Origin of the sequence: Rhodococcus wratislaviensis (genome assembly GCF_900455735.1) — a bacterium.
GTDB classification, from domain to species: Bacteria; Actinomycetota; Actinomycetes; order Mycobacteriales; family Mycobacteriaceae; genus Rhodococcus_F; species Rhodococcus_F wratislaviensis.
Map to the genome: position 1 here is coordinate 341,677 of NZ_UAUI01000011.1, position 24,372 is coordinate 366,048.

21 protein-coding genes and 2 pseudogenes are annotated in these 24,372 nt (G+C 65.2%); 14 read left to right on the forward strand and 9 right to left on the reverse strand.

The features are described from left to right. Nucleotides 1-34: 34 nt before the first annotated feature. From DTA22_RS15330 to DTA22_RS15355, 6 genes are read left to right on the forward strand one after another with little or no spacing between them, the layout of a single operon-like run. Nucleotides 35-226 carry a ferredoxin gene (locus DTA22_RS15330; RefSeq protein WP_037230252.1) on the forward strand — a complete coding sequence of 64 codons (192 nt, stop codon included), beginning with the start codon at nucleotides 35-37 and terminating at the stop codon, nucleotides 224-226. Nucleotides 227-230: 4 nt separating this feature from the next. After that, nucleotides 231-1,499: an NAD(P)/FAD-dependent oxidoreductase gene (locus DTA22_RS15335; RefSeq protein ID WP_112299984.1), complete on the forward strand. Its 1,269-nt coding sequence runs from the start codon at nucleotides 231-233 to the stop codon at nucleotides 1,497-1,499. A 35-nt stretch (nucleotides 1,500-1,534) separates the two neighbouring features. After that, nucleotides 1,535-2,902, forward strand: a complete 1,368-nt coding sequence (locus DTA22_RS15340) for a glutamine synthetase family protein (RefSeq protein WP_037230255.1) — start codon at nucleotides 1,535-1,537, stop codon at nucleotides 2,900-2,902. Beyond that, a complete protein-coding gene (locus DTA22_RS15345) occupies nucleotides 2,899-3,606 on the forward strand; it encodes an ABC transporter substrate-binding protein (RefSeq protein WP_037230257.1) in 708 nt (235 codons plus the stop codon). The genes DTA22_RS15340 and DTA22_RS15345 overlap by 4 nt, the downstream gene beginning before the upstream one ends. After that, nucleotides 3,599-4,357: a gamma-glutamyl-gamma-aminobutyrate hydrolase family protein gene (locus tag DTA22_RS15350; protein ID WP_112299985.1), complete on the forward strand. Its 759-nt coding sequence runs from the start codon at nucleotides 3,599-3,601 to the stop codon at nucleotides 4,355-4,357. The genes DTA22_RS15345 and DTA22_RS15350 overlap by 8 nt, the downstream gene beginning before the upstream one ends. Before the next feature lies 1 nt (nucleotide 4,358). Next, nucleotides 4,359-5,864 carry an aldehyde dehydrogenase gene (locus DTA22_RS15355; protein WP_112299986.1) on the forward strand — a complete coding sequence of 502 codons (1,506 nt, stop codon included), beginning with the start codon at nucleotides 4,359-4,361 and terminating at the stop codon, nucleotides 5,862-5,864. Between the two features lie 45 nt (nucleotides 5,865-5,909). Here DTA22_RS15355 and DTA22_RS15360 read toward each other — a convergent pair whose 3' ends face one another. Together DTA22_RS15360 and DTA22_RS15365 are read right to left on the reverse strand one after the other, a co-directional pair. Further along, nucleotides 5,910-7,466, reverse strand: a complete 1,557-nt coding sequence (locus tag DTA22_RS15360) for a PucR family transcriptional regulator (protein ID WP_112299987.1) — start codon at nucleotides 7,464-7,466, stop codon at nucleotides 5,910-5,912. Between the two features lie 173 nt (nucleotides 7,467-7,639). Further along, entirely contained in the window at nucleotides 7,640-9,181 is a 1,542-nt protein-coding gene (locus tag DTA22_RS15365) for a PucR family transcriptional regulator (RefSeq protein ID WP_112299988.1), read from the reverse strand. Between the two features lie 121 nt (nucleotides 9,182-9,302). Here DTA22_RS15365 and DTA22_RS15370 point away from each other — a divergent pair, with 121 nt between their 5' ends. The 3 genes from DTA22_RS15370 (at nucleotide 9,303) to DTA22_RS15385 (ending at nucleotide 15,019) form a co-directional block, all read left to right on the forward strand. Beyond that, the gene (locus DTA22_RS15370) at nucleotides 9,303-11,369 is read left to right on the forward strand and encodes a hydantoinase/oxoprolinase family protein (protein ID WP_112299989.1); all 2,067 of its coding nucleotides are present in this window, start codon (nucleotides 9,303-9,305) and stop codon (nucleotides 11,367-11,369) included. Next, nucleotides 11,366-13,336, forward strand: a complete 1,971-nt coding sequence (locus tag DTA22_RS15375) for a hydantoinase B/oxoprolinase family protein (RefSeq protein WP_112299990.1) — start codon at nucleotides 11,366-11,368, stop codon at nucleotides 13,334-13,336. The genes DTA22_RS15370 and DTA22_RS15375 overlap by 4 nt, the downstream gene beginning before the upstream one ends. Nucleotides 13,337-13,636: 300 nt before the next feature. Next, entirely contained in the window at nucleotides 13,637-15,019 is a 1,383-nt protein-coding gene (locus DTA22_RS15385) for a purine-cytosine permease family protein (protein WP_063748216.1), read from the forward strand. 69 nt (nucleotides 15,020-15,088) lie between these two features. Here the strand turns inward: DTA22_RS15385 and DTA22_RS15390 are convergent. After that, nucleotides 15,089-15,555, reverse strand: a pseudogene (locus DTA22_RS15390) (maleylpyruvate isomerase N-terminal domain-containing protein). A gap of 34 nt (nucleotides 15,556-15,589) precedes the next feature. Between DTA22_RS15390 and DTA22_RS15395 the strand changes: the two are divergent. Then, a complete protein-coding gene (locus tag DTA22_RS15395) occupies nucleotides 15,590-16,252 on the forward strand; it encodes a class I SAM-dependent methyltransferase (protein WP_112299993.1) in 663 nt (220 codons plus the stop codon). Nucleotide 16,253: 1 nt separating this feature from the next. On the opposite strand, the gene DTA22_RS15400 is transcribed toward DTA22_RS15395, so the two are convergent. After that, nucleotides 16,254-16,856, reverse strand: a complete 603-nt coding sequence (locus tag DTA22_RS15400; RefSeq protein ID WP_174233807.1) for a TetR/AcrR family transcriptional regulator — start codon at nucleotides 16,854-16,856, stop codon at nucleotides 16,254-16,256. A gap of 31 nt (nucleotides 16,857-16,887) precedes the next feature. Here DTA22_RS15400 and DTA22_RS15405 point away from each other — a divergent pair, with 31 nt between their 5' ends. Next, on the forward strand, nucleotides 16,888-17,484 hold the full coding sequence (locus DTA22_RS15405) for a DUF2867 domain-containing protein (protein WP_112299994.1): 597 nt from the start codon (nucleotides 16,888-16,890) through the stop codon (nucleotides 17,482-17,484). A 14-nt stretch (nucleotides 17,485-17,498) separates the two neighbouring features. Here DTA22_RS15405 and DTA22_RS15410 read toward each other — a convergent pair whose 3' ends face one another. Next, on the reverse strand, nucleotides 17,499-18,434 hold the full coding sequence (locus DTA22_RS15410) for an RNA polymerase sigma-70 factor (RefSeq protein WP_112299995.1): 936 nt from the start codon (nucleotides 18,432-18,434) through the stop codon (nucleotides 17,499-17,501). 207 nt (nucleotides 18,435-18,641) lie between these two features. Here DTA22_RS15410 and DTA22_RS15415 point away from each other — a divergent pair, with 207 nt between their 5' ends. Next, nucleotides 18,642-19,127 carry a carboxymuconolactone decarboxylase family protein gene (locus DTA22_RS15415; RefSeq protein ID WP_037230274.1) on the forward strand — a complete coding sequence of 162 codons (486 nt, stop codon included), beginning with the start codon at nucleotides 18,642-18,644 and terminating at the stop codon, nucleotides 19,125-19,127. 117 nt (nucleotides 19,128-19,244) lie between these two features. Further along, nucleotides 19,245-19,667 (forward strand): hypothetical protein, encoded by a 423-nt coding sequence (locus tag DTA22_RS15420; RefSeq protein ID WP_112299996.1) that lies wholly within the window; start codon nucleotides 19,245-19,247, stop codon nucleotides 19,665-19,667. Nucleotides 19,668-19,690: 23 nt separating this feature from the next. Here the strand turns inward: DTA22_RS15420 and DTA22_RS15425 are convergent, their stop codons facing one another. The 4 genes from DTA22_RS15425 to DTA22_RS15440 form a co-directional block, all read right to left on the reverse strand. Beyond that, nucleotides 19,691-20,470, reverse strand: a complete 780-nt coding sequence (locus DTA22_RS15425) for a DUF899 domain-containing protein (protein ID WP_112299997.1) — start codon at nucleotides 20,468-20,470, stop codon at nucleotides 19,691-19,693. A 147-nt stretch (nucleotides 20,471-20,617) separates the two neighbouring features. Continuing rightward, nucleotides 20,618-21,034 carry a hypothetical protein gene (locus DTA22_RS15430; protein ID WP_112299998.1) on the reverse strand — a complete coding sequence of 139 codons (417 nt, stop codon included), beginning with the start codon at nucleotides 21,032-21,034 and terminating at the stop codon, nucleotides 20,618-20,620. A gap of 123 nt (nucleotides 21,035-21,157) precedes the next feature. Then, nucleotides 21,158-23,302, reverse strand: coding sequence for an RNA polymerase recycling motor ATPase HelR (gene helR / locus DTA22_RS15435; protein WP_112299999.1), 2,145 nt, complete (start codon nucleotides 23,300-23,302; stop codon nucleotides 21,158-21,160). A 4-nt stretch (nucleotides 23,303-23,306) separates the two neighbouring features. Further along, complete coding sequence (locus tag DTA22_RS15440) at nucleotides 23,307-23,477, reverse strand: hypothetical protein (RefSeq protein ID WP_281272496.1); 171 nt, start codon at nucleotides 23,475-23,477, stop codon at nucleotides 23,307-23,309. Nucleotides 23,478-24,069: 592 nt separating this feature from the next. On the opposite strand from DTA22_RS15440, the pseudogene DTA22_RS15450 reads away from it, so the two are divergent. Then, nucleotides 24,070-24,321, forward strand: a pseudogene (locus DTA22_RS15450) (AAA family ATPase); the annotation flags it as partial. Between the last annotated feature and the right edge of the window lie 51 nt (nucleotides 24,322-24,372).

The window sequence follows — 24,372 nt, forward strand, 5'->3', positions numbered from 1 at the left end:
CATCAGTACTTTATCGGTAAGAGAGGTAAAAGAAATGGACGTTCGCGTCGACTACGGAATGTGCCAGGACCACGGACAGTGCGCCATCGCGTCACCCAGGGTCTTCCAGATGGATGACGACGGCAAGCTCGTCTACGACAAGCATCCGGAGGATTCCCAACGCGACGAGGTAGAAGAAGCAGCCGACGTCTGCCCCGTCCAAGCGATCTTCCTCGACGAGAGCTGAACCGATGCCTTCGCACGTTGTCATCGTCGGTGGATCGATGGGCGGTCTCCGCGCAGCCGAACAGCTGATCGCCAACAAATTCGACGGAATCATCACCATCGTCGGCGACGAACAGCACATGCCGTACAACCGCCCGCCCCTGTCGAAGGACGTGCTCGCCGCCGAACGCGACGAACAGAACTCCACCCTCGACCACTGGCACTCCTCGGTCGCCTTCCGCCAACGTAAGAGCATCGCGGATGTGCAATGGAAACTCGGAACACCCGCGGTGTCGAGTGACCTCGACTCCAAGACCGTCACCCTCGCCGACGGCGAGGTACTGCACTACGACGGGTTGGTCGTGGCGACCGGCCTGCGCCCCCGGCGCCTGGACCTGCCGGGACCGAAGTCCGGCCGGCATGTCATTCGTACCCTCGACGACGCCATCGGGTTACGCGGGGAACTCGAGCCGGGAAACCGGGTCGTTGTCGTCGGCGGCGGATTCATCGGATGCGAAACCGCAGCCACCGCCCGCACACTCGGGTGCGAGGTGCACATCGTCGAGCCGCTGGCCGTCCCGATGATCCGGCCCCTCGGCGAAGAATTCGGCAACGCACTACGGCGAGTGCATGAAGCATTCGGCGTGCACGTCCACACCGGGGTATCCGTCGAACGGGCGGTCGCCAGCGGCGATGATTCCGGCCGGCTGTCCGCAGTGATCCTGTCCGACGGCACCCGACTCGACGCCGACGTGCTGATCGAATCGGTCGGCTCCCACCCCAACGTCGAATGGCTCGACGGCAACGGCCTCGACCTCGGAAACGGTGTCCTGTGCGACAACCACCTGCGCGTCGAATCGCGGCCCGACGTCGTCGCAGTCGGCGACATCGCCCGGTTCCCCGATCCGGCCACCGGGAACATCCCGCGCCGAATCGAACACTGGTGCATCCCCACCGATACCGCCAAGCGAGCCGCGGTCTCGCTGATCCACCACCTGAACGGTGCCGGCGAGGACACCACCGTGTTCTCACCGCTGCCGTCGTTCTGGAGTGATCAGTTCGGGCTACGACTGCAGGGCTACGGCTCACCGGGCGACGCCGACCACGTCTCGGTACTCGAGGGGGACCTGTCGGCCCCGATCGACGACGACCCGTCCGCACTGGACGGCACCGTCGTCGGTTACTACCGCGGGAGTCAGCTGGTCGGGGTCGTCATGATCTCGCCCGCACCCGCGTCGGCCCGGAAATACCGCGACGCCATCGAAACCTCGCGCGCCGCAGTCCTCACTTCTTGACCCCGCGACCTACCCACACCACAAGGAGACATCCGATGACCTCATTGGATCAGCACCGGGAACTCAATTCTTCGGATGCCCGTATCGCAGACATCCAGAACCAAATCGACTCCACCGGAGTCGAATACATCTACTACCAGGTCGTGACCCTCACCGGGCGAACCGTCGCCAAGGTCGTCCCCGCCCGGCACCTTCGCCGCAACCTCGTCAAGGGCGTGCAGTTCCACCGCACCGCCATGGTCGATCTGCACACCGACCGCACCGGACAGCTGCTCGGAGGTGGTGTCGACGCGGCCGAGTTCACCGCCATCCCCGACCTGGACACCTTCGCGGTGCTTCCCTGGGACACCACGGTCGCGCGGTTCTTCTGCACCACCTACGAGCCCGACCACATCCCTGACATCGGTGGCGAATACCTCGCCACCGACACGCGCAGCACACTCATTCGGGCACACAGCCAGTTCAAGGCCGACACCGGCCTCGAACTCAAGAGCGGCTGCGAACCCGAGATGAGCTGGCTCGGCGCAAGCATGGACGTCAAGGTCCGCCCGGGTGGCAGCGCCGCATACCAGACCGCGAACCTCGAGCTGATGCGCCCGATCTACCAAAAGGTCATGACCTACGCCCACGCCCTCGGATTCGACATGATCGAAGGAGACTACGAAGACCCCGGGCAGCTCGAACTGAACTGGCAATTCGACCGCTGCACCGCCACCGCCGATCGCCTGATCACCTACCGGCAAATTTGCCACCAGGTCGCCAAGGAGCACGGTGTCATCGCCAGCTTCATGCCCAAGCCCGTCACCGGCTCCATGGGCAACGGCTGCCACCACAACGTCAGCCTGTGGAACGGCGACGAGAACGTCCTCGAAGAGCCGGGCCGCCGCGAACTCCACCTGAGCAAGATCGGCCAGCACGCCCTCGGCGGCATGCTCGACCACGCCCCCGGATCGATCGCGATCATGGCCTCGACAGTCAACTCCTACAAGCGATTCTGGGACGGCGGACAATTCGCCCCCACCGCCGTCAACTGGGGTATGGACAACAAGACCTGCACTGTCCGACTCTCCGCCGTCGGACGTCTCGAGTACAAGATCCCCGACGCCAGCGTCAACCCCTACCTCTCCCACACCGTGCTGCTCGCCGCGATCAAACACGGCATCGACAACGCCACCGATCCCGGGGATCCGCAGATCGGCAGCAGCTACGGCGACGACACCTACGAGACGTTGCCGCTGACCCTCGGGGACGCGGTGCAAGCCTTCAACGACAACACCGTCATTCGCGGCAGTCTTGCCCCCGAGCTCGCCGACCAGTACTCGGCTCTGAAATTCGACGAATGGGCTCGCGCATGCGGCGCCGTGACCGACTTCGACCGCGACATGTACCTGGAGTTCCTGTGAGCAACGAACTGAAACTGATCTGCGTCGACCTGCCCGCACCGCCGCTGTTCGACAAGGCGGCCCCCGACGGAACGCGGGTCGGATACGAGCCCTCCGCGGCCGAACTCGTTGCCGATGTCCTCGGCAAGACCGTCCGCTGGGTCGTGACGTCCTGGAGCGACATGGTTCCCGCCGTGCAGGATGGCCGCGGTGACGCCATCTGGTGCGGTCAGGGCATCACCCCTTCGCGCGCCGAACTGGTCGACTTCACCCGCCCCTACGCAATTTTCGACGAATCGGTTCTCGTCCTCGCGGACAGCGGAATCAACGCTGCGGACGACCTGAGGGGCAAGCGGGTCGGCGCCATCGTCGGCAGCACGAACCTCGCACTCGCGGAGACCTTCGACGGCGTGACGACGGTGCCATTCGACGGTGCGACCGACGACGTCCTCGGCGACATGGTGCAGGCACTGCGCGATGGCGAAATTGACGCCGTGGTCGACGATGACGTCGCCATCGTGCCGCTCGGGGAGCAGTCCGACCTGGCCGTCGCCTTCACCGTTGCCACCCGGAACCGGTGGGGTGTCTCGGTCGCGAAGGGCAACGACACCCTCCGCATCAGCATGGACGCAGCCTTGAACAAGGTCATCGCCGACGGATCCCTCGAGGCCGAGTGGAAGCGGTGGATGCCGGACCTGCCCTTCCCCCTCACCGCCGATGAGTGAGACCGACGGCCAGGGCCGGCCACTGATCGCCGTACCCGGCATCCGCGCCGCCTCGATCAGCGGTCTGCGACGCTCCGGAACCGTGGCTGCCGACAAGATCCTCGAAGCCATCTTCCGGGCCGGGGGAGAACCCGTCATCGTGCCGCCCGGACCGGGCAACGTCGCGCGCCGGCTGACGATCTTCGACGGCATCGTTCTGCCCGGCGGCGCCGACCTGGACCCCGCTACCTACGGGGCAGAACGTGACTCCCGCACGGAGGCATCGGACCCCGTGCAGGACGAGTTCGACCTGGTTACGGCGCGGGCGGTGATCGACCTGGGACTGCCCTTCCTCGCGATCTGCCGCGGCATGCAGGTCGTCAACGTGGCGCTCGGCGGCACCCTGGTGCAGCACGTACCCGACAGCCACATCCGGCACCGCGAATGCATGCACCCCGTCCGGATGGAATCCGGCTCCGCGGTCGCACAGGCGATGGGCGGCCGCGTGTTCGAGGTCTCCTCGTACCATCACCAAGCCGTCGACCGACTCGGCGCGGGACTGCGGGTGGCCGGCCGTGCCGGGGACGGGTGCGTCGAGGTGCTCGAGCACGACAGCTCCCCGATGCTCGGCGTGCAGTGGCACCCCGAGGACGACGCGGACACCGCACCGCACCAGCAAGCACTGTTCGACGCCACGGTCGAGCGCGCTCGGCTCGCCCGGGCGCGACGCGACGAACTCGGGCGGGACCTCGTCCGAACGAAGGAGTACTGACATGACCGCAACCGTGCCCAGCGAGGTGGACCGCCTGCTCGAGACAGCTCGGCGACTGTCACCCCGGAACGATGTCTTCATCGACGGCACATTCGTTCCCGCCCTCGCAGGCAGGCGCTTCGACTGCATCTCACCCCGCGACGGCCGGGTACTGACCACCATCGCCGAAGGCGACCGCGAAGACATCGACCGCGCCGTCCAGTCCGCTCGCCGCGCCTTCGAAGACGGTCGCTGGGCCAAGCAGCATCCCCGTGAACGCCGCCGGGTGCTACAGGCCCTCGCGCGACTGATCGAGGAGCATGCCGACGAGCTCGCTCTTCTCGAAGCCTTGGACATGGGCAAACCCGTCGGGGATGCCCGGGCAGTCGACGTGCGAGTAACGGTGCAGTGCTTCGACTTCTATGCCGAGGCCATCGACAAGCGCTACGACGAGGTGGCGCCGACCGACGACACCACCTTCGCGACCATCACCCGCGAGCCGTACGGTGTGGTCGCGGCGATTGTGCCGTGGAACTTTCCGCTGATGCTTGCGGCCTGGAAACTCGCCCCCGCCCTCGCGGTCGGCAACAGCGTCGTTCTCAAGCCGGCGGAGGCGTCCTCGTTGACAGCGCTGAAGCTCGCAGAACTCGCCGCGGAGGCCGGCCTGCCCGCCGGTGTCCTCAACGTGGTTCCGGGTTTCGGTGCCACCGCAGGCGCCGCACTGGGACTTCACAACGACGTCGATGCCATCACCTTCACCGGATCGGGCCCGGTCGGGCGGACTCTGCTTCGCGCCTCCGCCGATTCCAACTTGAAGGAGGTCTCGCTCGAGCTCGGCGGGAAGAGCGCTCAGCTCGTCCTCGCGGACGCCACCGGACTCGAGAACATCGCAACATCCGTCGCGAGTGGCATCTTCTTCAACCAGGGTGAAGTCTGTTCGGCCGGTTCGCGTCTGGTTGTGCACCGTTCACGCAAGGATGAACTCGTGGAACACCTGCTGCGGGCCACTGCCAGGATGAAGGTCGGTGACCCCCTCGATCCGGACACTTCCGTCGGCGCGCTCGTGGAGGAGAAACACTTGCACCGCGTGCTCGGCTACATCGCAGCGGCAACCGACGAAGGTGCAACCACCCTCGCCGGTGGCTCGCAGGCACGGATCGACTCTGGCGGGTACTTCGTGGAACCGACGATCTTCGACGACGTCACCCCGGAGATGACGATCGCCCAGGAGGAGGTCTTCGGCCCCGTACTGTCCATTCTCAGGTTCGACGACATCGACGAGGGCGTGCGGATCGCCAACGGCACCCACTACGGTCTCGCCGCAGCGGTGTGGACCGACAGTCTGTCGAACGCCCACCTCGTCGCGCGTGCCCTGCGCGCGGGAACGGTGTGGGTCAACAACTACGACGGTAGCGATATCACCGTGCCGTTCGGCGGGTACAAGCAGTCCGGGTTCGGAGCGCACGACAAGTCGCTCCATGCGCTCGAGAAGTACACCACGCTCAAGAGCACCTGGATGACGCTGTAAAGGGACACCTTCCGGTAGTGGGAAGGGTCCCTTGCGAACTCGGACTCAGGGCGCCTCCTGGATCGTGCCGAGCAATTCCCGTGCCTTGACCGCGATCCACAGCTCGGCGCGGACATGGGCGGAGTTGATGTCTCGGCCCGTCAGCTCCACCACTTTGTTCAGACGGTTACGCATGGTGTGGCGATGAATGCCGAGCGTCGCTGCTGCAACTTCCGTCTGCCCGTTGTGTTCGAGAAATGCGGTCAGTGTGGCAACCAAACTGCTTGATGCAGGATGGGTCGCGTCGTATACATCCAACGCGCCGAGCATCGATTGCTCCAACGTGTGTAGTTCCTCAGCGCTTTGGCTGCCGAGCAGGAGGGAGAAGGTTCCGAGGTCCGCGAAGTTGACGAGCTGCCCCGTCCGTGACCGGCCGGCTCGCATCGCTGCGGTCGCCTGCCTGACACTGAGCGCGGCAGCAACGATCGGAGCGGGCAAACCGAGGCCGCCTCCGAGCGTCCGCTGTAGTTGAGCGCTAACCTGTTGTTGTAGTTGCGATCCGAGCTCCAAGGAGCGTTCGGCTGGGACGATGATCGTGAGCTCGTTCGCTGTTGGGGTCATGAGGTACGGAGTTGCATGCCCGGCGAGTGCCGCCGCGGTCTGCCGCTCGGCGGCCAGGAGGGGCCCGACATTCGTGAGCACGATTGCGGCGATGCGAGAGTCGGCGTCGAAACCGAAGTACCTGAGCAAGCTCACATCGAGATCGTCGCCGAGGCTGAGTAGTGCCTGGGTCACGGCTGCACGCAGGCGTTGCTCCGTATCAACCACTTTGGCAGGTTTGCCCAATTCGATCGAGACCAGCGACACCGCGTGAGCGACCAACAGGCGATCCGAGGACGGGAGGGGCTCAGTCGAGCTGACTGCGAGGTAACCGTGTTGTTCCTGGGCCGCCGAGACGCTCTGAATCGTGCAGTACCCTTCGTCGTCGGCGACGACCTTGCTGGTCTGGCGCCGACCTGACCGCGAGCGAGCCGACTCCGCCATCCGACGGGCAAGGCGAATGACGCGCGCCGAGTCCGGTCCGTGGACGGCGAGGACGCGGTCGTCGGTGTCGATCACGGCAACGGTCGACGAGAGGGCCCGGCCGAGCGCCGAGATCACTGCGGGAATTCCGCCACGCAGTGTTGCTCGGGCGAAGTTCTCCTGTTGGTCGACGACGCGCTGAACGCCGCGGACCTGGTCGGCTGTCAGTTCGTCGATGACCGCGCGGGTGATGGCAATGAACGGCGTCGACGCGGGTACTGCAAGAATCGGTAGACCCAATTCGTCGCCCGCGCTTCGGATGCCGTCGGGGACTCGATCGAAGGTGGTGCCGGTGTCGAACGCGAGCGCGACGGTACCCGCTTGCACGAGCCCGGCGACGTACTCGAACTGTTCGTCTGCTTCGGTTCCGATTTGGAGTCCGGTCGTCATGACCAGTTCGCCGCCGGCGAGCCACGGCGTCGGGTCGGCGAGTTCGATGGCGTGGGCCCAGTCGATCACACGATCGGCGCCCTCGAGGCCCGCGACGATCGAAAGGCCGAGGTCACGGCGCTGAGTCAGTCTGCGAACGGTGATCGCCACGGTGACACTCTCCCGCCTACCAGGAAACGAGCAATACCCGGCCCCCTGCTCGCCGTCATTCTATGCGCTGGGAATGTGGCGGACTCAGGCGGATTCACGGGCGAGCGGTGAACTCGCCCAGGCGGCTCGGGCGATCACAGCCGGTGTTGGGTGTCGGTGTTCCCACGCTGCCGCTAGTCCGGTGTCAGACATTCGAGGCTGAGGTGGATCTCTGTGATCACCGCCGGCGAGCGAAGCGATGTCCGCAGGATGTCCTCGATTTTCTTGATCCGGTAGCGCACGGTGTTCGGGTGGAGGGCGCACTGCGTGGCCGTCGCGGAGACGTCGAGGTCGTTCGCGAAGTACTGGCGTAGGAAGTCCAGAAGGTCTGGATGTTCGTCGATGAGGGGTGCCAACTGGTGGGCCGCTTTACGTGAGGTGGGTGCGGTGGCGCGGCCCGCTAACAGCCAGTCGCTGATTCCGACATCCTCGAATCGCGTGGCGGTGGAGCCGCTGCGGGTCGCTGCCCGCCGTGCGCACTGTGCATCACGGACCCGTTCTCGACCGGTGCGAAGGTCGGTGAAGGGTCCGCTGAACCCGCAGGCCACTCCGTCTTGGAGGTTTTGGATCCACGTGTCGACTGAGCTGCTGGTGGCCGGCACGATCCCGAGCAGTTCGCGGTCGACCTGCGCCAGGAGCAGCGGCAGGCGCGAGTCGTGGGCAAGGTCCACTACATCCTGTTCGAGAGCGTCGAGCAGGGTATCCGAGCGGAGTGTCCATCGGCCGTCGTCGTAGGTATTCGCTGCGGTCAATGACACCATGCGCAGGTCTGCTTGCCTGCCGAACCGCAGCATTTCCAGTCGGTCGATGACGGAGTCGAGATCGGGTATCTCGCCGGAAGCGAGGGTCCGAACGAGAGCGGCTCGTATGGCCCGGTTCTCGGTGGTGGCGCGGTATCGCGAGCGTTCGATCGTATTGAGCAATCGCAGCGCCACCTCGACTGCGGGAGCGGCCAATGGGTCGGGTACTTCGTGGCGTTTGGAGGCAACTGCGAACCAGTAGTTCTGGCCGCCGGGGGCGATCGAGTAGGCACTGACGGCCCATCGACCTACCCGGAATCGTAATCGGCCGGTACGTCCTCTCAACTGAGCGCGGATCAGATGCAGAGGTGCCTCGCCTGCAGATGCGACAACGTCTCCTACCTCGCTGTAGAGCACGACGCTGCTGCGCAGTAGTGCAGCCAGGCGCGCGACGAGGTCTGCTTCGGGGGCGGGAGATGCCATCGCTTCGAGCAGATGATTCTGCATTTGCAGGGTCCGTCGGAGCAGCATCGAGTCCGTTGTCTTCGCCGCTGCCGCCACTCGGGACACGACGTCCATGAACCGCACCTGGGCGGGTACGGAGATCACCGCGAAGTGGTGTCGATTCGCTTCGTCGATGAGGGCGCGCGGCACGGTGTCGGTGACTACTCCCACGCCGTAGCCGAGAGCAGAGACGCCGGCATCGACCAGTTCGCGGACAAGTTGACGCTGGGCGAGGGACGCCTTCTCCTGCCCAGCGAAGCGAGTCCCGGTCGTGAGCATCAGGGTGCGGGGTTCCAACCACCGGGCCGGCGCCTCGATCTCGATGGGGTGCGCGCTGACGAGCTGCACGTTCGGGTCGCCGTCGCTCTCGAGAGTCAAGCCGAGGTCCTGTTCGAGCAGCAGGTCGACCAGGCGGAAATACTCAGTTTCCACGTTCGAAACACCTCACCCGGAGATGTTAACAAGTCCAAAGAACGGGGAGCAAGATTTCGTTTTCTCCAATTGTTCGCGCTGTTTGCCTGGGCAGATACTGGGCGAACCCGAACGCAGGAGTATGACCGTGATCACACCCCCCGAACGCAATCTTCGAGTCGCCGTCGACGTCGGCGGTACCTTCACCGACGTCTGCATCTTCGACTCACGAGCGTCGACCACCCGCGTGGCCAAGGTCCCGTCGACACCGCACGACCCCATGGAGGCCGTAGTCGAGGGTGTCCGCAGCGCCGGAATCGACCTGGCTGACGTCGCCCTGTTCTCCCACGGAACGACGGTCGCGACCAATGCGCTCATCACCAGGAACTTCCCACAAGCAGCACTGGTCACGACCCGCGGGTTCCGAGACGTCCTCGAGATTCGAGACGGGACGAAGGACGAACTGTGGGACGCCTACTCCGATGTGGGTACCCCTTACATCCGTCGTCGCGACCGGTACGAGGTCACCGAACGGATCGACTATGCGGGCGAGATCATCACCCCGCTCGACGAAGCCGGCGCGCGCGAAGTTGCGCGACTGCTGCGCCGCAAGCAGATCCAGACCGTTGCGATCTGCTTTCTGAACTCATACGTCAACTCCGCCCATGAGCTGCGCATGCGGGAAATCCTCGAAGAGGAACTTCCCGGCGTCAGTGTCTCCACCTCCAGCGAAATCCTCCCAGAGATCTTCGAGTACGACCGTGCCTCGACGACTGTCGCCAACGCCGTGCTCGCCCCCTTGGTCAGCGGCTATGTCAACCGGCTCGAGGAACAACTCCGGGCCGACGGATACGACGGCGACCTGCTGCTCCTACACTCCGGCGGGGGCTCGATGACGCCGGCGATGGTTGAGCGTTATCCCGTCCGACTGGCTGCGTCGGGCATCGCGGCCGGGGCCATCGCTGTCGCGGACATCGCCAACCGATGTGGATACCCCAATGCCATCGGCCTCGACATGGGCGGAACCAGCACCGATATCTCTCTCGTCTACGACGGTGAGATCCGGACGACGAAGCAGTGGCAGGTCGAGTACGGCTTCCCGATCTCGTTCCCGAGCATCGAAGTGCTGACCATCGGTGCAGGCGGCGGGTCACTCGCCTGGATCGACGAAGCCGGCTCGCTGCGCAACGGTCCGACCTCCGCCGGTGCGGACCCCGGACCTGCCTGCTACGGGTGGGGCGGTGTCGAACCGACCAACACCGACGCCAATCTCGCGCTCGGCCGCCTCGGCTCGTCGTTGATCGGCGGCGGGCTGAACCTCGATGTCGATGCCGCCGAGAAGGCAATTCGCCGCGTCATCGCCGACCGGCTCGAACTCGACACCGACACTGCCGCCAGCAACATCATCCAAGTTGCCAACGCCAACATGGCCGACGCGGTGCGACTGTTGTCGATCCGCCGCGGCTACGACCCCCGCGACTTCGTCCTCGTCGTCTGCGGCGGTGCCGGTGCCCTGCACGGAGCGGCCCTGGCCAAGGAACTGAACATCCCCACCGTCGTCGTGCCCCCACACCCGGGAATCACCTCAGCGCAGGGTTGTCTGCTCGTCGACATCCGCCACGACCTGTCCGCGATGTTCCAGGGACTCGTCGCCGACATCGACACGGCGGCGCTCGAGCGCGAGTTCGTCCGACTCGAACGTGAAGGACTCGAGCGGCTCGAGCACGAAGGTGTACCCGCCGACAGGATGGTGCTCGACCGGAGCATCAGCATGCGCTACTCCGGGCAGTGGCGATCGTTGACCGTCTCGGCAGGTACCGGCGCAGGATTCCTGACCGAGGCTGTCGAACGGTTCCACGAGGAGCATGAGCGGGACTACTCGTTCCGGCGGGACGACACGCCCGTCGAGATCTACCAGATCGGACTCCGCGCGATCGGCACCACACCGAAGCCGCAGTTCCCCCAGGCGAGCGTGCCGTCCACTGAAATGCCTGCCGCCACCGGCCACCGGTCTGTCTACTTCGACGAACTCGGCCGGCGAGTCGCGGCTCCGGTGTACAACCGCGACGATCTGCGTTTCGGCACCGAGATCGAGGGGCCCGCGATCATCTCACAGCTGGATTCCACCACCGTAGTGCCGCCGGGAACGACCGCCGTGATCGACGAGTGGGCCAACATTCGCATCAACATCCTGCAGGAGACCAAGTGACCACCTCATCGACGCTCGACCGCACGCTCGACCCCGTGACATTCGAGGTACTCAAGAACGCCTTCGTCACGTCCGTCGACTTGATGTCCGAGCAGATCCTCCGCACGTGCTACTCGTTCGTCATCTACTCCCGCGACTTCTCCTCCGCGCTGTGCGACGCCGACGGCAACACCGTGATGCAGGGCAGCCAGGACATCGCCGTCCACGTGGGCACGCTGCACTTCCAATGCAAGGCAGTCATCGAGGAGTTCGGCGAAGACATCAACCCGGGCGATGTCTTCGCGATCAACGACCCGTACCGCGGCGGAACCCACCTCAACGACGTCAGCTTCATCAGGCCCATCTTCGCCGACGGCACGCTGATCGCCTTCGCACAGAACAAGGGTCACTGGGCCGACATCGGCGGGAGCGTACCCGGATCATTCGACGTGACAGCCACCGAACACTTCGCCGAGGGGCTGCGCATTACGCCGGTACGGCTGTGGCACGAAGGCCGGTTCCTCGCCGACGTCGCGAAACTGCTCGTCGCGAACACCAGGTCGCCGGAGATCAGCATGGGCGACCTGCACGCCCAGGCAGAAGCCACGGGAGTCTGCGAACGCGAGCTCCACCGACTGGTCGACAAGTACGGTCGCGAAACCGTCACCGCCGCCATGCAAGAGGTTCAGGACTACGTCGAACGCATTGTGCGTCAACGCGTCGCGGCCCTACCCGACGGCACCTGGACCACCGAGGACTACCTCGACTCCGATCCCGCCAAACCGGAAGGCCTGGTGCCGATCCGGGTATCGTTGACCATCAAGGGTGATCAACTCAGCTACGACCTGAGCGGCAGCGCCCCCGCGGTCGCCAGCTTCCTCAACTGCGGATACGGCACGGCCTTCTCCGGGATCGTCGCAGGAACCAAGACATTCTTCCCCGATGTCCCACTCAACTCGGGTCTCTACAATGCCGTCACCACAGAGCTGGGCCCGGAAGGCACCGTGGTCAACGCAGGGTGGCCGCATGCGGTGACCGGATTCTGTTCCGGGCCTTACGAGAAGATCATGAACGCCATCTTCGAGCTGTGGTCGAAAATCGTTCCCGAGCGGGCCATCGCCTGCTCGTTCAACCTCGAATACCTGCTTATCGGCGGACGGGATGCCCGGGACGCTCAACATCCGTTCTTCATGTGGTACGACTGGATGGCCGGTGGGTGGGGAGGACGGAGCACCAAAGATGGTGCGACCGCGACGGCCCCGGTCTTCGGCGTCGGGTTGGCTGTGCAGCCCTGCGAAGGTCAGGAACGGCTCACGCCGGTCCTGACCAGCGAACACGCCATTATCACCGATTCCGGCGGTCCGGGCACCCACCGCGGAGGGTGCGGGCTCACCAAGGGCGGCGTCCTGACGGACTGTGACAACACGGTGATGTCGTACTGCTGCGACCGCGCCCGATCGCTGACATGGGGAATCGAGGGCGGACTCCCCTCCATTCCACACGGCGTCTGGCTCAACCGGGGCACACCGGACGAACAGTTCCTCGGCTCCGTCTTCTCCAATGTCACAATCCAGTCCGGTGACTCGTTCGAACGTCCCTCCGCGGGCGGCGGCGGATACGGCGACCCACTCGACAGAGATCCCGCCGAAGTTGTCGAGGACGTCATCGACGGCTATGTCTCCCTCGAGCGTGCCGCACTCGACTACGGAGTCGTCATCGATGCGATCGACCCGGAGATCGACCACTTCGTCGTGAACGACGGAAAGACGAGACAGCTTCGTCAGAGCATTCGCGAATCGCGCCGCGGGTGGCTCACCACCGACCCCGAAGAAGTTGCCGAGCGCTACCGTAACGGCGAACTCGACATGCTCGATCTCGTCCGCAGATACGGCGTCATCGTCGACTGGGGAACGGGTGAACTCCTCCCCACCACCACAACCCAGTTCCGTTCCCTCCTCCAGACTCGCGCAGCGCAGCACTGGACCTGAACCGCAACCTTGGCGAGGTCTTCCGCACCTCGCCAAGGTTGCGATCCCACCGGGCAGCCCCCGCTTACCACTGCATCAGCCGACCCAGACCACTATGTTTTCGGGCCCATCGTCGACAGATAGCGTTTCTATCCAACGGAATCGGACCCGTACGGGGAGGCAAGAACAAGCGCTCTCAACTACGTGTCCGGCCGGTGCGCGATCAGAAGGCCATCGCGTCGGTCCCACGTGCCTCCCCTCAACCTCGAGTCGCACCGCCCCTGCATCGCCTGACCACTCGCTCTCACAGAGAGAATCACCATGTCCGAACGCGACATCGCCACCCCGACCCCTGACTGCAGTCCCACCGCCGACGAATCCGCAATCCCCGAATCCCAACGCGCGCCCCGATGGTCGCTGACCATGGCGTGGTGGGCGATGTTCAGCGCGATGTTCTGGCTCTACATCGCGTCCGCATCATCCGACGCCGTGGGAGTGCCGAACACCCTTGCCGGAATGGCCCTGACGATCGCCACCTACGGAATAGTCAACAGAATCCTGTCCCGGTACGCGGCTCGAACGGGGCTCTCGGTAGAGTCGCTCTCCCGCCGAATGTTTGGTTCCATCGGATCTATCCTCGCCCCCTTGGTGTTTGCGGCAACCGCTCTGTATTACGGCGTGTTCGAAGGATCGATCGTCGCCGTAGCACTGCAGGACTATTTCGGCGGCGACCTACGCATCTGGTACCTCGTGTGCGTCATCTACATGATTCCACTCGTCCTCGGCGGAGTTGCGACCTGGCTGGACAAGATCAACGGTATCCTTCTGCCCTTCTACGTTATCGGGCTGATTGCGGTGATCGCCGCGGCGACCATCAAACAGGGCTACCCCCACGGATGGCTCGACTCCGCACCGACAACCGGGCCGCTGCCAGGGTGGCTGACCTCGTATCTGATCTACATGGGTGTCTGGGTCATGATGATGTACACCTTCGACTACGCGCGCCTCGCCAAACCTCGAGACGCGAAGTTTCATGGCACGGTCACCTTCGGCTGGGTCTTCTACCTCTTCACCTTCGGCGTGAACGGGCTGATCGGCATCTACATCCTCGATTGCTGGGGAATCGCAGGCAGTGAAAGCGGCGTTGTCCAGGCCGTCATCAACTCTCTCGGGTTCGCCGGCGTAGTTCTGATTCTCATCTCACAGACCCGCATCAATACCGCCAATTACTACCTCGCTTCGAGCAACCTCCAAGTCCTCGCCGACCGCGCTCTGGGAATAGCCTCGCCGAGGGCCGTATGGGTTATCGCAGCCGGGATACTCGCCTACCTGTTCATGCTCACCGATGTCCTCAGCTATCTGCTGAAAGCTCTTGCATGGCAGGGTGTATTGGTCACCGCCTGGGTGGCGATAGCCCTGGTGCACATCGCGCTTCACCGTCCTGGCGGTAAGGCGACAACTGGCAACGGGGTCGGGGCGGGAGCTCTGGCATGGCTAGTTGCCTCCGCGATCGGCATCGCCGCGACGGTGCAAACCACGTACCCGGTACTTGCCCAGCTTGCACCGATAATCACGGTGGCATTCGCGGCGAGTTTGTATTGGTTGTCGTGTTCCCGGCTGGTCCGAACGCCGATTCGACGGGCGGAAGGAGTCACAACGAACGACCGCAACCACCCTACTCCTGAAGAAGCGCAGACCGTCTGATCCACGATCCGCGGCGCGGTCCGTGTATCCCTACGTGGGGTAGGGATACACGGGTAGGCGTAATCCGAGTCATCCGACGACGAGCGGGAGTTTCGTCGCCAACTCGCCCAGTTCGGCCTTTTCCGCGTCGGTCGGGGACCGCCTCCCGGTGCCGACGAGCATTACGTCCTTGTCGGAGAACGAGGCGGGGAACGCGATCCCGGCGATTTGCTCCAGCATGTCGCGGGAACGGGCGAGGCCCTCTGCGGGTGGTTCCGCGGCGCCTGGGAGGTGGGCGATCAGGTCGAGGTGGTGCAGCGTCGACTCCAAGACGTACGCGGAGAGGTAGTCGCCTGCGGTGAGGACCTCGTCGCGGGTCGGTTCCGTGTCGGCGGGGTCACGAGGGTGATCAGGACGTCCTGCGCGTCGATGATCAGGTGGCACACCAGATCCCGCACGAGCCACCCGGTGCAGCCGGACGGCTGTGCGAAGTCCTCGTCCCGGAGTTCGGCGACCGCCGTGCGCAACGCCGACCACGAGCGTGAGAAAAGATCCACATCCGCACGGTAGTGCGGGCGTACCGTCGATGTCATGACCGAGGACAACCAGGTTGCGCCGTGGGATGACATCTACCGAGGCGACGCGCAGGAATTTACGGGACCGGTGCCGTGGAACATCGGCGAGCCGCAGCCCGAGATCGCCGGGCTGATCGCGGAGGGCAAGTTCCGCAGCGACGTGTTGGACGCGGGCTGCGGACATGCCGAGACGTCCCTCCACCTGGCGGCGCAGGGGTACACGGTGGTCGGCCTGGACCTGTCGCCGACGGCCATTGCGGTGGCCCAGGCCGCGGTCGCCGATCGCGGACTGACGACGGCGACGTATCAGGTGGCGGACATCAGTTCGTTCACGGGTTTCGACGGCCGGTTCTCCACGATCGTCGACAGCACCCTGTTCCACTCCCTTCCCGTCGACCGGCGGCGCGACTACCTGCACGCCGTCGCCCGGGCGGCGGCGCCCGGCGCGTCCTACTACATCCTGGTGTTCGCGAAGGGCGCCTTCCCCGAGGGGGAAGGACCGAACCCGGTGACCGACGACGAGCTGCGCGAAGCCGTCGCCGAGTACTGGACCATCGACGAGATTCGCCCGGCCTTCATCCACGCGCTGCTCGGCCCGGAGCAGGCCGCGAGCTGGGAGCACGACGAGAAGGGCCGGGCCATGCTGCCGGCGTGGCTGTTGTCGGCTCACCGCGACTGAGTTACGGACGTAGGAGGAATTCTCCGGCGAGTCGGATGGCTTCGCGTGTGCTGTACCCGGGATGGTCCGCGACGATGAAGTGGCGGCCGATCGCGAGCCCGAACATCAGGGTGCTGCGCGCCTCGATCTCGTCGGGGTCGGTGACGAAGGTGCCGAACATCTTCCGCAGGAAGTCCATCCGCTCGTTGTCGATGCGCTGCAGGCGCGTCGCGACGGACCGGTCGTGGTGGGCCCAGGCCCGGATCGCGAGGTCGATCCGTTGAAAGTCCTCCGAGTAGGTCAGTTGCCCTACGCGCCGGATTCTGTCGGCGGGGGTGCCGCCTTCGGCATCGGCTTGGGCGATGACGGCTTTGGTGCAGCGGCGTTCCCACTCGTCGAGCATCTCGGTGAGCAACGCGGGACGGCCGTCGAAGTAGCCGTAGAAACCGCCCTTCGTCACGCCGAGCTCGGCGGCGAGTGTTTCGACGCGGACGGCGTCGGGCCCTCCTCGTGCGAGGGCGTCGAGGCCCGCCTCTATCCAGCGGGTTCGTGTCGTGCGGGCGACGGCGGGAATCGGGCAACCTCCATTGATCGCGTTCGATTTGTACGGTACCGTATAGATCAAATATACGGTGCCGTATAGATCGGGGACGACAGTGCCACGAATAGCAGAGGCCACCTACATCGAGCAGCCCTGGCGCATCCACGAATTCACGAGTGACTTCGATGTCGAGGACGTGTGGTCGTTCCGCACTCCCGGAGCCGGGCCCGACAACTTCCCGACGATGCTCGCAGCGATGCGAGCCGCGGGCGGACCCGCGAAGCAGCCCCGGCTGGTGAGGTTCTTGTTCGCCGTTCGATGGAAGCTCGGGGCACTCTTCGGCTGGGACAATCCCTCGACCGGTGTCGGTGAGCGGGTTGCCTCGCTCCGCGACCGCCTGCCCAGCGATCTCCGCGCCGCTCCGCGCGGCCCGGACGACGAAGGCATGCCCCTCACATCGGTGTACGAACTCGACACGGAGGCCGCCCGCGAGCTGGCGAACAAGACCGTGCACACCGTCATGCATCTCGGCTGGGCGAGCGGAGCGAACGGCGACTACGAGCTGCAGATGACCGTCCTCGTCAAGCCCAACGGATGGTTCGGGCGGCTCTACATGACCGCCATCGCGCCCTTCCGGTACCTCATCGTCTACCCGGCCCTGACCCGGCAATGGGAACGAGCCTGGCGCGACCGCCGTGCGGAGGCGAAGTAGGGAGACATTCGGCCTCAGCGGCTCACCGCGGTTTCGCGCTCGACGCGCGACAGCTTCTCGGGATTGCGCACGATGTAGAGGCCGGTGATCATGCCGTCGTCCATCCGCACCGCCACGACGTCGTCGATCTCCCCGTCGAGCCGGACGATCAGAGCCGGGCAGCCATTCATCTGCACCGGCTCGACCGACACCTCGCCGTCGATACGGGGCAGGCCGGCCGCCAGGAGGCGACCAACCTTGTCGGCTCCCACGATGGGTCGCAGCACAGCCTGCTTGACGCCGCCACCGTCACCCAAGAGGACGACGTCCGGTGCGAGCAGGTCGAGCAGGCTCTGCAGATCGCCCGTCTCGAGCGCCCGTTGGAACGCCTCGAGTGCGTCTCGGGACTCGGCTGGGGATACGACGCCGCGCGGTCGGCGGGCCGCGACATGCGCCCGCGCCCGATGCGCGATCTGACGGACTGCGTCCGGGCTCTTGCCGACGGCGTCCGCGATCTCGCCGTACTCCAGAGCGAACACCTCACGCAGCACGAACACCGCCCGCTCGGTCGGCGCGAGCGTCTCCAGCACCAGCAGCATCGCCATCGAGACGCTGTCGGCCAACTCGACATCCTCGGCAACATCGGGCGCGGTCAGCAGCGGCTCGGGCAACCAGGGGCCGACGTAGGACTCCTTGCGCCTGCTGAGTGTCCGCAGCCGGACGAGCGCCTGGCGGGTGGTGATCCGGACCAGGTACGCACGCTGATTGCGCACCGTGTCGAGATCGACGCCCGCCCACCGCAGCCAGGTCTCCTGGAGGATGTCTTCGGCATCGGCGGCCGAGCCGAGCATCTCGTAGGCGACGGTGAACAGCAGGTTGCGGTGGGCGACGAACGCCTCGGTCGCGGGGTCCGAACGGTCGTCCTGGCTCCCGCCGCGATCTGCGGGCGTGGTCTGCGACGTGCCGGCCATGGGTGGCTCCTCTTCACTCTCGACGGTGTCACACACCAGACACCGGGCCCCGCCGTTTTGTGACACCCGAACCGCAGCCGACCGGTGTTGCCCGCTGCCAAATTACGTGACTTCGAGGCAGCAGCGTGAGCGTTTGTCACAAGGATCGGGTCTCCGGCATCTCATGTTCGTCCAGCAACACACAACACCACGAGTGAGGACGAAGTCATGGACCCCCGATTCAACCTGTTCGACAACGAGATCGCCCTGAAGTTCGGCAAGAGGTTCGCCAACGCTGCCCTGGTGATCGACCAATCGTCGCTGCCGAAGGCCACCCAGCACCTGGTCGAGATCCGGGCCAGCCAGATCAACGGCTGCGGCTTCTGCACCGACATGCACACCAAGGACGCCACGGCTGCCGGCGAGACCCAGGTCCGGCTCAACCTCGTCGCAGCCTGGCGCGAGGCCACCGTGTTCACCGAGCCCGAGCGGGCCGCGCTGGCGCTCAGCGAGGAAGGTACCCGGCTCGCGGACGCCCACCACGGGGTGTCCGACGAGACGTGGGCCCAGGTGCGTAAGCACTACGACGACGACCAGATCGCCGCACTGGTTTCCCTGGTCGCCCTCATCAACGCCGCCAACCGGATCAACGTGATCGTGCGCAACCCGGCAGGTTCCTACGAGCCCGGCATGTTCGCCAGTATGACGAGCTGACCGGCACACAACGGCCCGGTGCAGGATCGCCGACCGATCGGCGATCCTCGACCGGACGAGCCGACCAACTATCGCTGTTCCTGATAGGAGACGACCAGAGCCGAGTACGTTCGTGGCATGGGTGACGAGGCAATCGACCCCGAAGTGGCATATGAAGCCCTTTCCGCCGGCGCGCGCCTCGCCCTGCTGCGAAACCCCGAAGGCATCATGCCGCCGCAGTTCATCGGGCAGGTGATGACCGTATGCGGGCAGGAGTGCGTCGCAGGGATCAGTGGTGGAGCTGATTCGATACCGCAAATGGCGGTACTCCAAGGACCACTCTCCGAATACCTCTCCCAGTGCAGGTGTGTGCTGGACGCGTGGTGGATCTCTTTGACGCCGCAACTCCGGGCGGTCATCCGGTGCCGCGAAGCGGTACCCGAATCATTGACACTGCAACTACCCAAACACACGCCGTGGACCGCGGTGTCCACTCCGTGTTCTCACCTGTTGGTGCGCGACTATCTCGAATTGCAGGCAACGGGACTCGAACTGATGTAGCCGCAGGCGGGAATATCGCGCGGTCAGTCTGGGATTTCCTTACCTGCAATCATGTCCGGTTCGTAGGCGTCGTGACGGCGAAGCCAACTCATGAAGGGGTCGTCGCCGCGGCGGGGTTGTGGTTCCCAGTCCTCCTGGCGGCCGCGGGCGGTGAGATCGAGCCAGTGGTAGGTGCCGAGGAGAATGTCGGTGGAGCGCGCGTAGCCGGAGTAGGTGTGGAAGATGCGCTCACCCTGACGGAGGAAAGCACTGACACCGTGCTCTTCGCCGCACCAGTCCTTCCAGGCGGGATCCATCCGCTCGAGCTCTGCCAGATCCTTGTAGTTGTATTCGACCGGTGCGACCGACGCGTCGAGAGTGACGTGGAAGTCGTAGTTGAAGTTGCTGCCGTGCGAGGAGTACCAGGGGAAGGTCCAGCCCATGCGCCGGCGGTACTGCTCCAGTTTGTGCAGCGGTGCGCGCGACACAGCCGCGAACGAGGTGTCCCGGGCGTAGAGGTGATCGAGGGGGCCCACGTTGTCCATCGTGAACGAGCAGGACGGGCAACCTTCGTCGGCGTCGGGTTCGAACATGAAGTGGTAGATCAGGAGTTGGCTGCGGCCGCCGAACAGGTCCACGAATCCGGCCCTGCCACTGGGGCCGTCGAATACGTAGTTCTCGGTGATTTCGACCATCGGTAGCGCGCGCCTGGCGGCGTTGACCCGGTCGCGGTGGCGGGTCAACTCCTTCTCCTGTGCGAGTAGGTCGCGCCGCGCGACGAGCCATTCCTCGCGGGTAGTGACCTGTGGATCGGGCGCTGTCATCGTTCGTCTCCTCTCGAAGGGCACGTGTAATCGTCTCAGGCGACTCTCGTCCAGCCACGGTGTTCGAGAGGGTCGATTCGCGGACCTTCACACAAGACCCCGCTGGTCGCCTTTCGGTTGCACTGGCCTGCCGCCAACGAGTAGGCCCTATTCGAAGTGCGCCGGCCTACATCCATAGCTTTGCGGCATCCGATACCAAGGACTGTGCCGGGCGATTTCACCACACGCCGAACACCTGATGCGCCGCGGCTCGTTCACAACCAGTTTGTTTCCGACAAACGTGTGCACGATGAGCGACTTCGAGTGGCTCGCGTCCACCAGGCCGGTGAATACGAAGTCGTACATGGTCAGCAGCCGTCCACAACATTGACAGGACAATCTTTCGAGGTAGTACTCGTCGCCGGCCAGCATGCCCGGTCTCAGGTCCAGGAGCCGCTCCATCTTTGCGATATCGACTTCATCCGATTTCGTCGACTTGGTTTCATCGTCGAGTTCCGCCCGACTCGGCCCCGAACGCTCGAATTCCTCACGGGACAACGAAACAACGCTGTTGTAGTCAGCCATTTCTTCACTCCCACTTCCCAGACATCGGCCCCCTGTTCAACAAGACCGGTTGGTTCTGATCCTTCTCGGCGGCCCCGGGAATGTCACTGGTGGTTCGCTTCTCTAAACGAAACCGCGGCCACGTCAGGAGCTCGTGAGGATGACGAGTTGCCGGGTCGCCCGGGTCATGGCGACGTAGCGGTCGACGGCTCCTTCGATCCCCGTGCCGAAGGTGTCCGGGTCGACGAGGACGACCAGGTCGAATTCTAGCCCTTTCGACAGTTCCGGGGTCAGCGACCGGACTCGGGACGTGGCGCGGAACGTCGGATCGCCGATGACGCAGGCGATTCCGTCGGAGTTCGATTCGAGCCAGGTGTCGATGATCGAGGCCAGATTCGACGCGGATCCGTGTACGACGGGAATGTCGTTGCTGCGGATGGAGGTCGGCACGTTGGCGTCCGGGAGCACGGCGCGGATGACCGGCTCGGCTTCTGCCATGACCTCCTCCGGGGTCCGGTAGTTGACGGTCAGAGAGGCCAGTTCGATCCGGTCGAGCCCGACACGCTCGAGCCGTTCCCGCCACGACTCCGTGAACCCGTGCCGGGCCTGGGCGCGGTCACCGACGATCGTGAAGCTCCGGGACGGGCAGCGCAGCAACAACATCTGCCACTCGGCGTCGGTCAGCTCCTGTGCTTCGTCGACGACGATGTGCGCGAACGTGCGGTCGAGCAGGTCGGGGTCGTTGCTGGACAGCGAGGCTTCGTCGACCAGCATCTCCTGCAGGTCCTTCTGCCGCAGCTGCGTCATCAAACTCTCACCGTCGTCGTAGGCGTCGGACGCGATCAGGTCGTCGATGACCTTGGACCGCTGCTCGCGTTCGGCGGCGACGGCGGCGTGGTGGCGACGCCGGCGTCGTGATTCGTCCGGGTCGCCGAGTCGCTGCCGTGCCGCGTCCAGGAGCGGCAGGTCGGACACCGTCCAGCGCTGGGCGTCCGGGCGTTGCAGCTTCCGAACGTCGTCGGGGCTGAGCCAGGGCGCGCACTTGCGCAGGTAGGCGGGTACCGACCACAGGTCTGCTACGAGGTCGGCCGCCTCGATCAGGGTCCACGCGTTGTCGAGGATCGTGCGCAAATCGTCATTCTGCTGCAACGACTTCCGGAGCTGAACTGCCGGAACGTCACCGTCGTACTTGTCGATCAGGATCGTGAGCAGCAGTTCCCAGATCTGCTCGCGCGCCTCGTTGTGCGGGGTACCGGGTTCCGGCGCTTCGAAAGCCTCGGCCCAGTCGTCGGCGCTCAGCCAGATGTCGGACCACTCGGTCGCGACCGTCATGCCCTCGGTGGGCGGCTCCTCGTAGAACCTGACGGCCGCGTCGATCGCCTTCACCAAATCCGCGGACGACTTCAGGCGGGCCACGTCCGGGTCGGTTTCGACGTTCGCGGTGGCGCCCTCGGCGACGAGGTCCCGCAGGGTGCAGAGCTGCACGCCCTCCTCGCCGAGGCTGGGCAGGACATCGGCGACGTAGGCCAGGTAGGGCTCGTGCGGACCGACGAACAGCACGCCGTGACGGAGTCGGGGGTCGGAGTAGAGCAGGTACGCGGCGCGGTGCAGCGCGACGACGGTTTTGCCCGTACCCGGGCCGCCGTCGACGACGAGGGCGCCACGCGATCCTGCGCGGATGATGGCGTCCTGGTCGGCCTGGATGGTGCCGAGCACGTCCCGCATCCGGGCCGACCGGTTGCTGCCCAGGCTGGCGATGAACGCGGACTGGTCGTCGAGGGCGGCGTTGTCTGCGAACCCGTCCGGGGTGAACACCTCGTCCCAGTAGTCGCTGACCCGGCCGCGGGTCCAGCGGTACCGGCGGCGGCGTTCCAGACCCATCGGATTGCCGTGGGTCGCACCGAAGAACGGCTCGGCCACGGGGGAGCGCCAGTCGACGAGCAGCTGATTGCCCGCACGGTCCATGAGGCCGAGTCGTCCCACGTACACGGGCTCGGGGTTGTCTGCGCTGACGAAGTGTCCGAGGCACAGGTCCAACCCGTAGCGGCGCAGGGCACGCAGTTCGGCGTTCAGCCGGTGGACCATCATGTCCCGCTCCATCGCCTCCTGGCCCAGCCGGCGAGGTGCCTTGCGCTCGACGTCGATCCGGTGGGACAGGTCGGCGATCGACTGCTCGAGGCTTTCCGCGATGGCCGCGAAGTGTTGCTCGTCGTCGGCGATCAGCGTCGGGTCGGCCTTGGGCGCGAGGTGGTCGGGAAGGTCGAACGCGCTGGTAGTCAATGGGGTCATGTCATCAGCTCCGATCTGAGGTTCGGACGATCGTGTCGAGCAGCAGCGTCGCGGCGACCGCTGCACCGTCGGTGCGGATCGTGCCCGCCACGGCGGCCGCGCGTGCTCCGGTCTCGGGGGTCAGGGCCGCCGTGAGCGCAGGGCCAGGTCTGCCCAGCCACGCGCCGGCGTGCACGACGACGCGGTCCGGCGGCTCCTGCCACGGGTCGAGGGTCGGTTGGTGTCGAGCGCCTCATCGAACAGCGCATCGCACACTCGCACCTCCGCGCCGAGTGCCTTCAACTGCACCACGAGTCCCACCAACGGTTCGACATCCCCACGCGACCCATACGTCGACAACAACACACGCAATTCGCGACTCCCATTTCCGCAGGTTCTGGCTTCGGCCGGTAATTGTGCGGCACCACCCGGCCCTTGCCGCAAGCCCCCCGGTGCGCTATAAATTGAAAGTGGAAAGGGGTTGGTACCCTCTCCGCTTCCTCGCCCGATTCGGACACGTCCCAGACATCGTCGGCGCGTCGTAGATCGAATACGTTCGCACACCATCGGGCTCACTGATCGCGGAAACGCCGACCGGCCACGGCAGTTGGCGGGATAGACTTCTCGGCACACGCCGCTGGTACGCCCTGGCCTGACGTCTGCCCATTCGGGCGCAGCCCCCGCCGGGCGCGCCGTGGTGCGGCGCGCGAATCGTGTTGTTTCCCAACACTGTGCGACAGGAGCGTCGGGATCATGAGCGTGGAACGAGAGAACAAGAAGACGAACGCGACGGGATCGAGAAGGCGCACCCGGACGTGTTCAACATTCTGCTGCAGCTCCTCGACGACGGCCGCGTCACCGATGCGCAGGGCCGCACCGTCGACTTCGAGAACACGATCGTGATCCTCACCAGCAACATCGGCTCCGACCTGATCCTCGACGGCACCCGCCGGCTGCTGAAGGCGCAGGACATCGGGTTGGACGTGACCACCGCGGCCGAGGACCACCTCGCCGAGGAAGGGTACGAGCCCGAGTTCGGTGTCGGGAGCGCCGCAGGTGACGGCTCGTCACCTCCTGTGGAGGGGTAGACA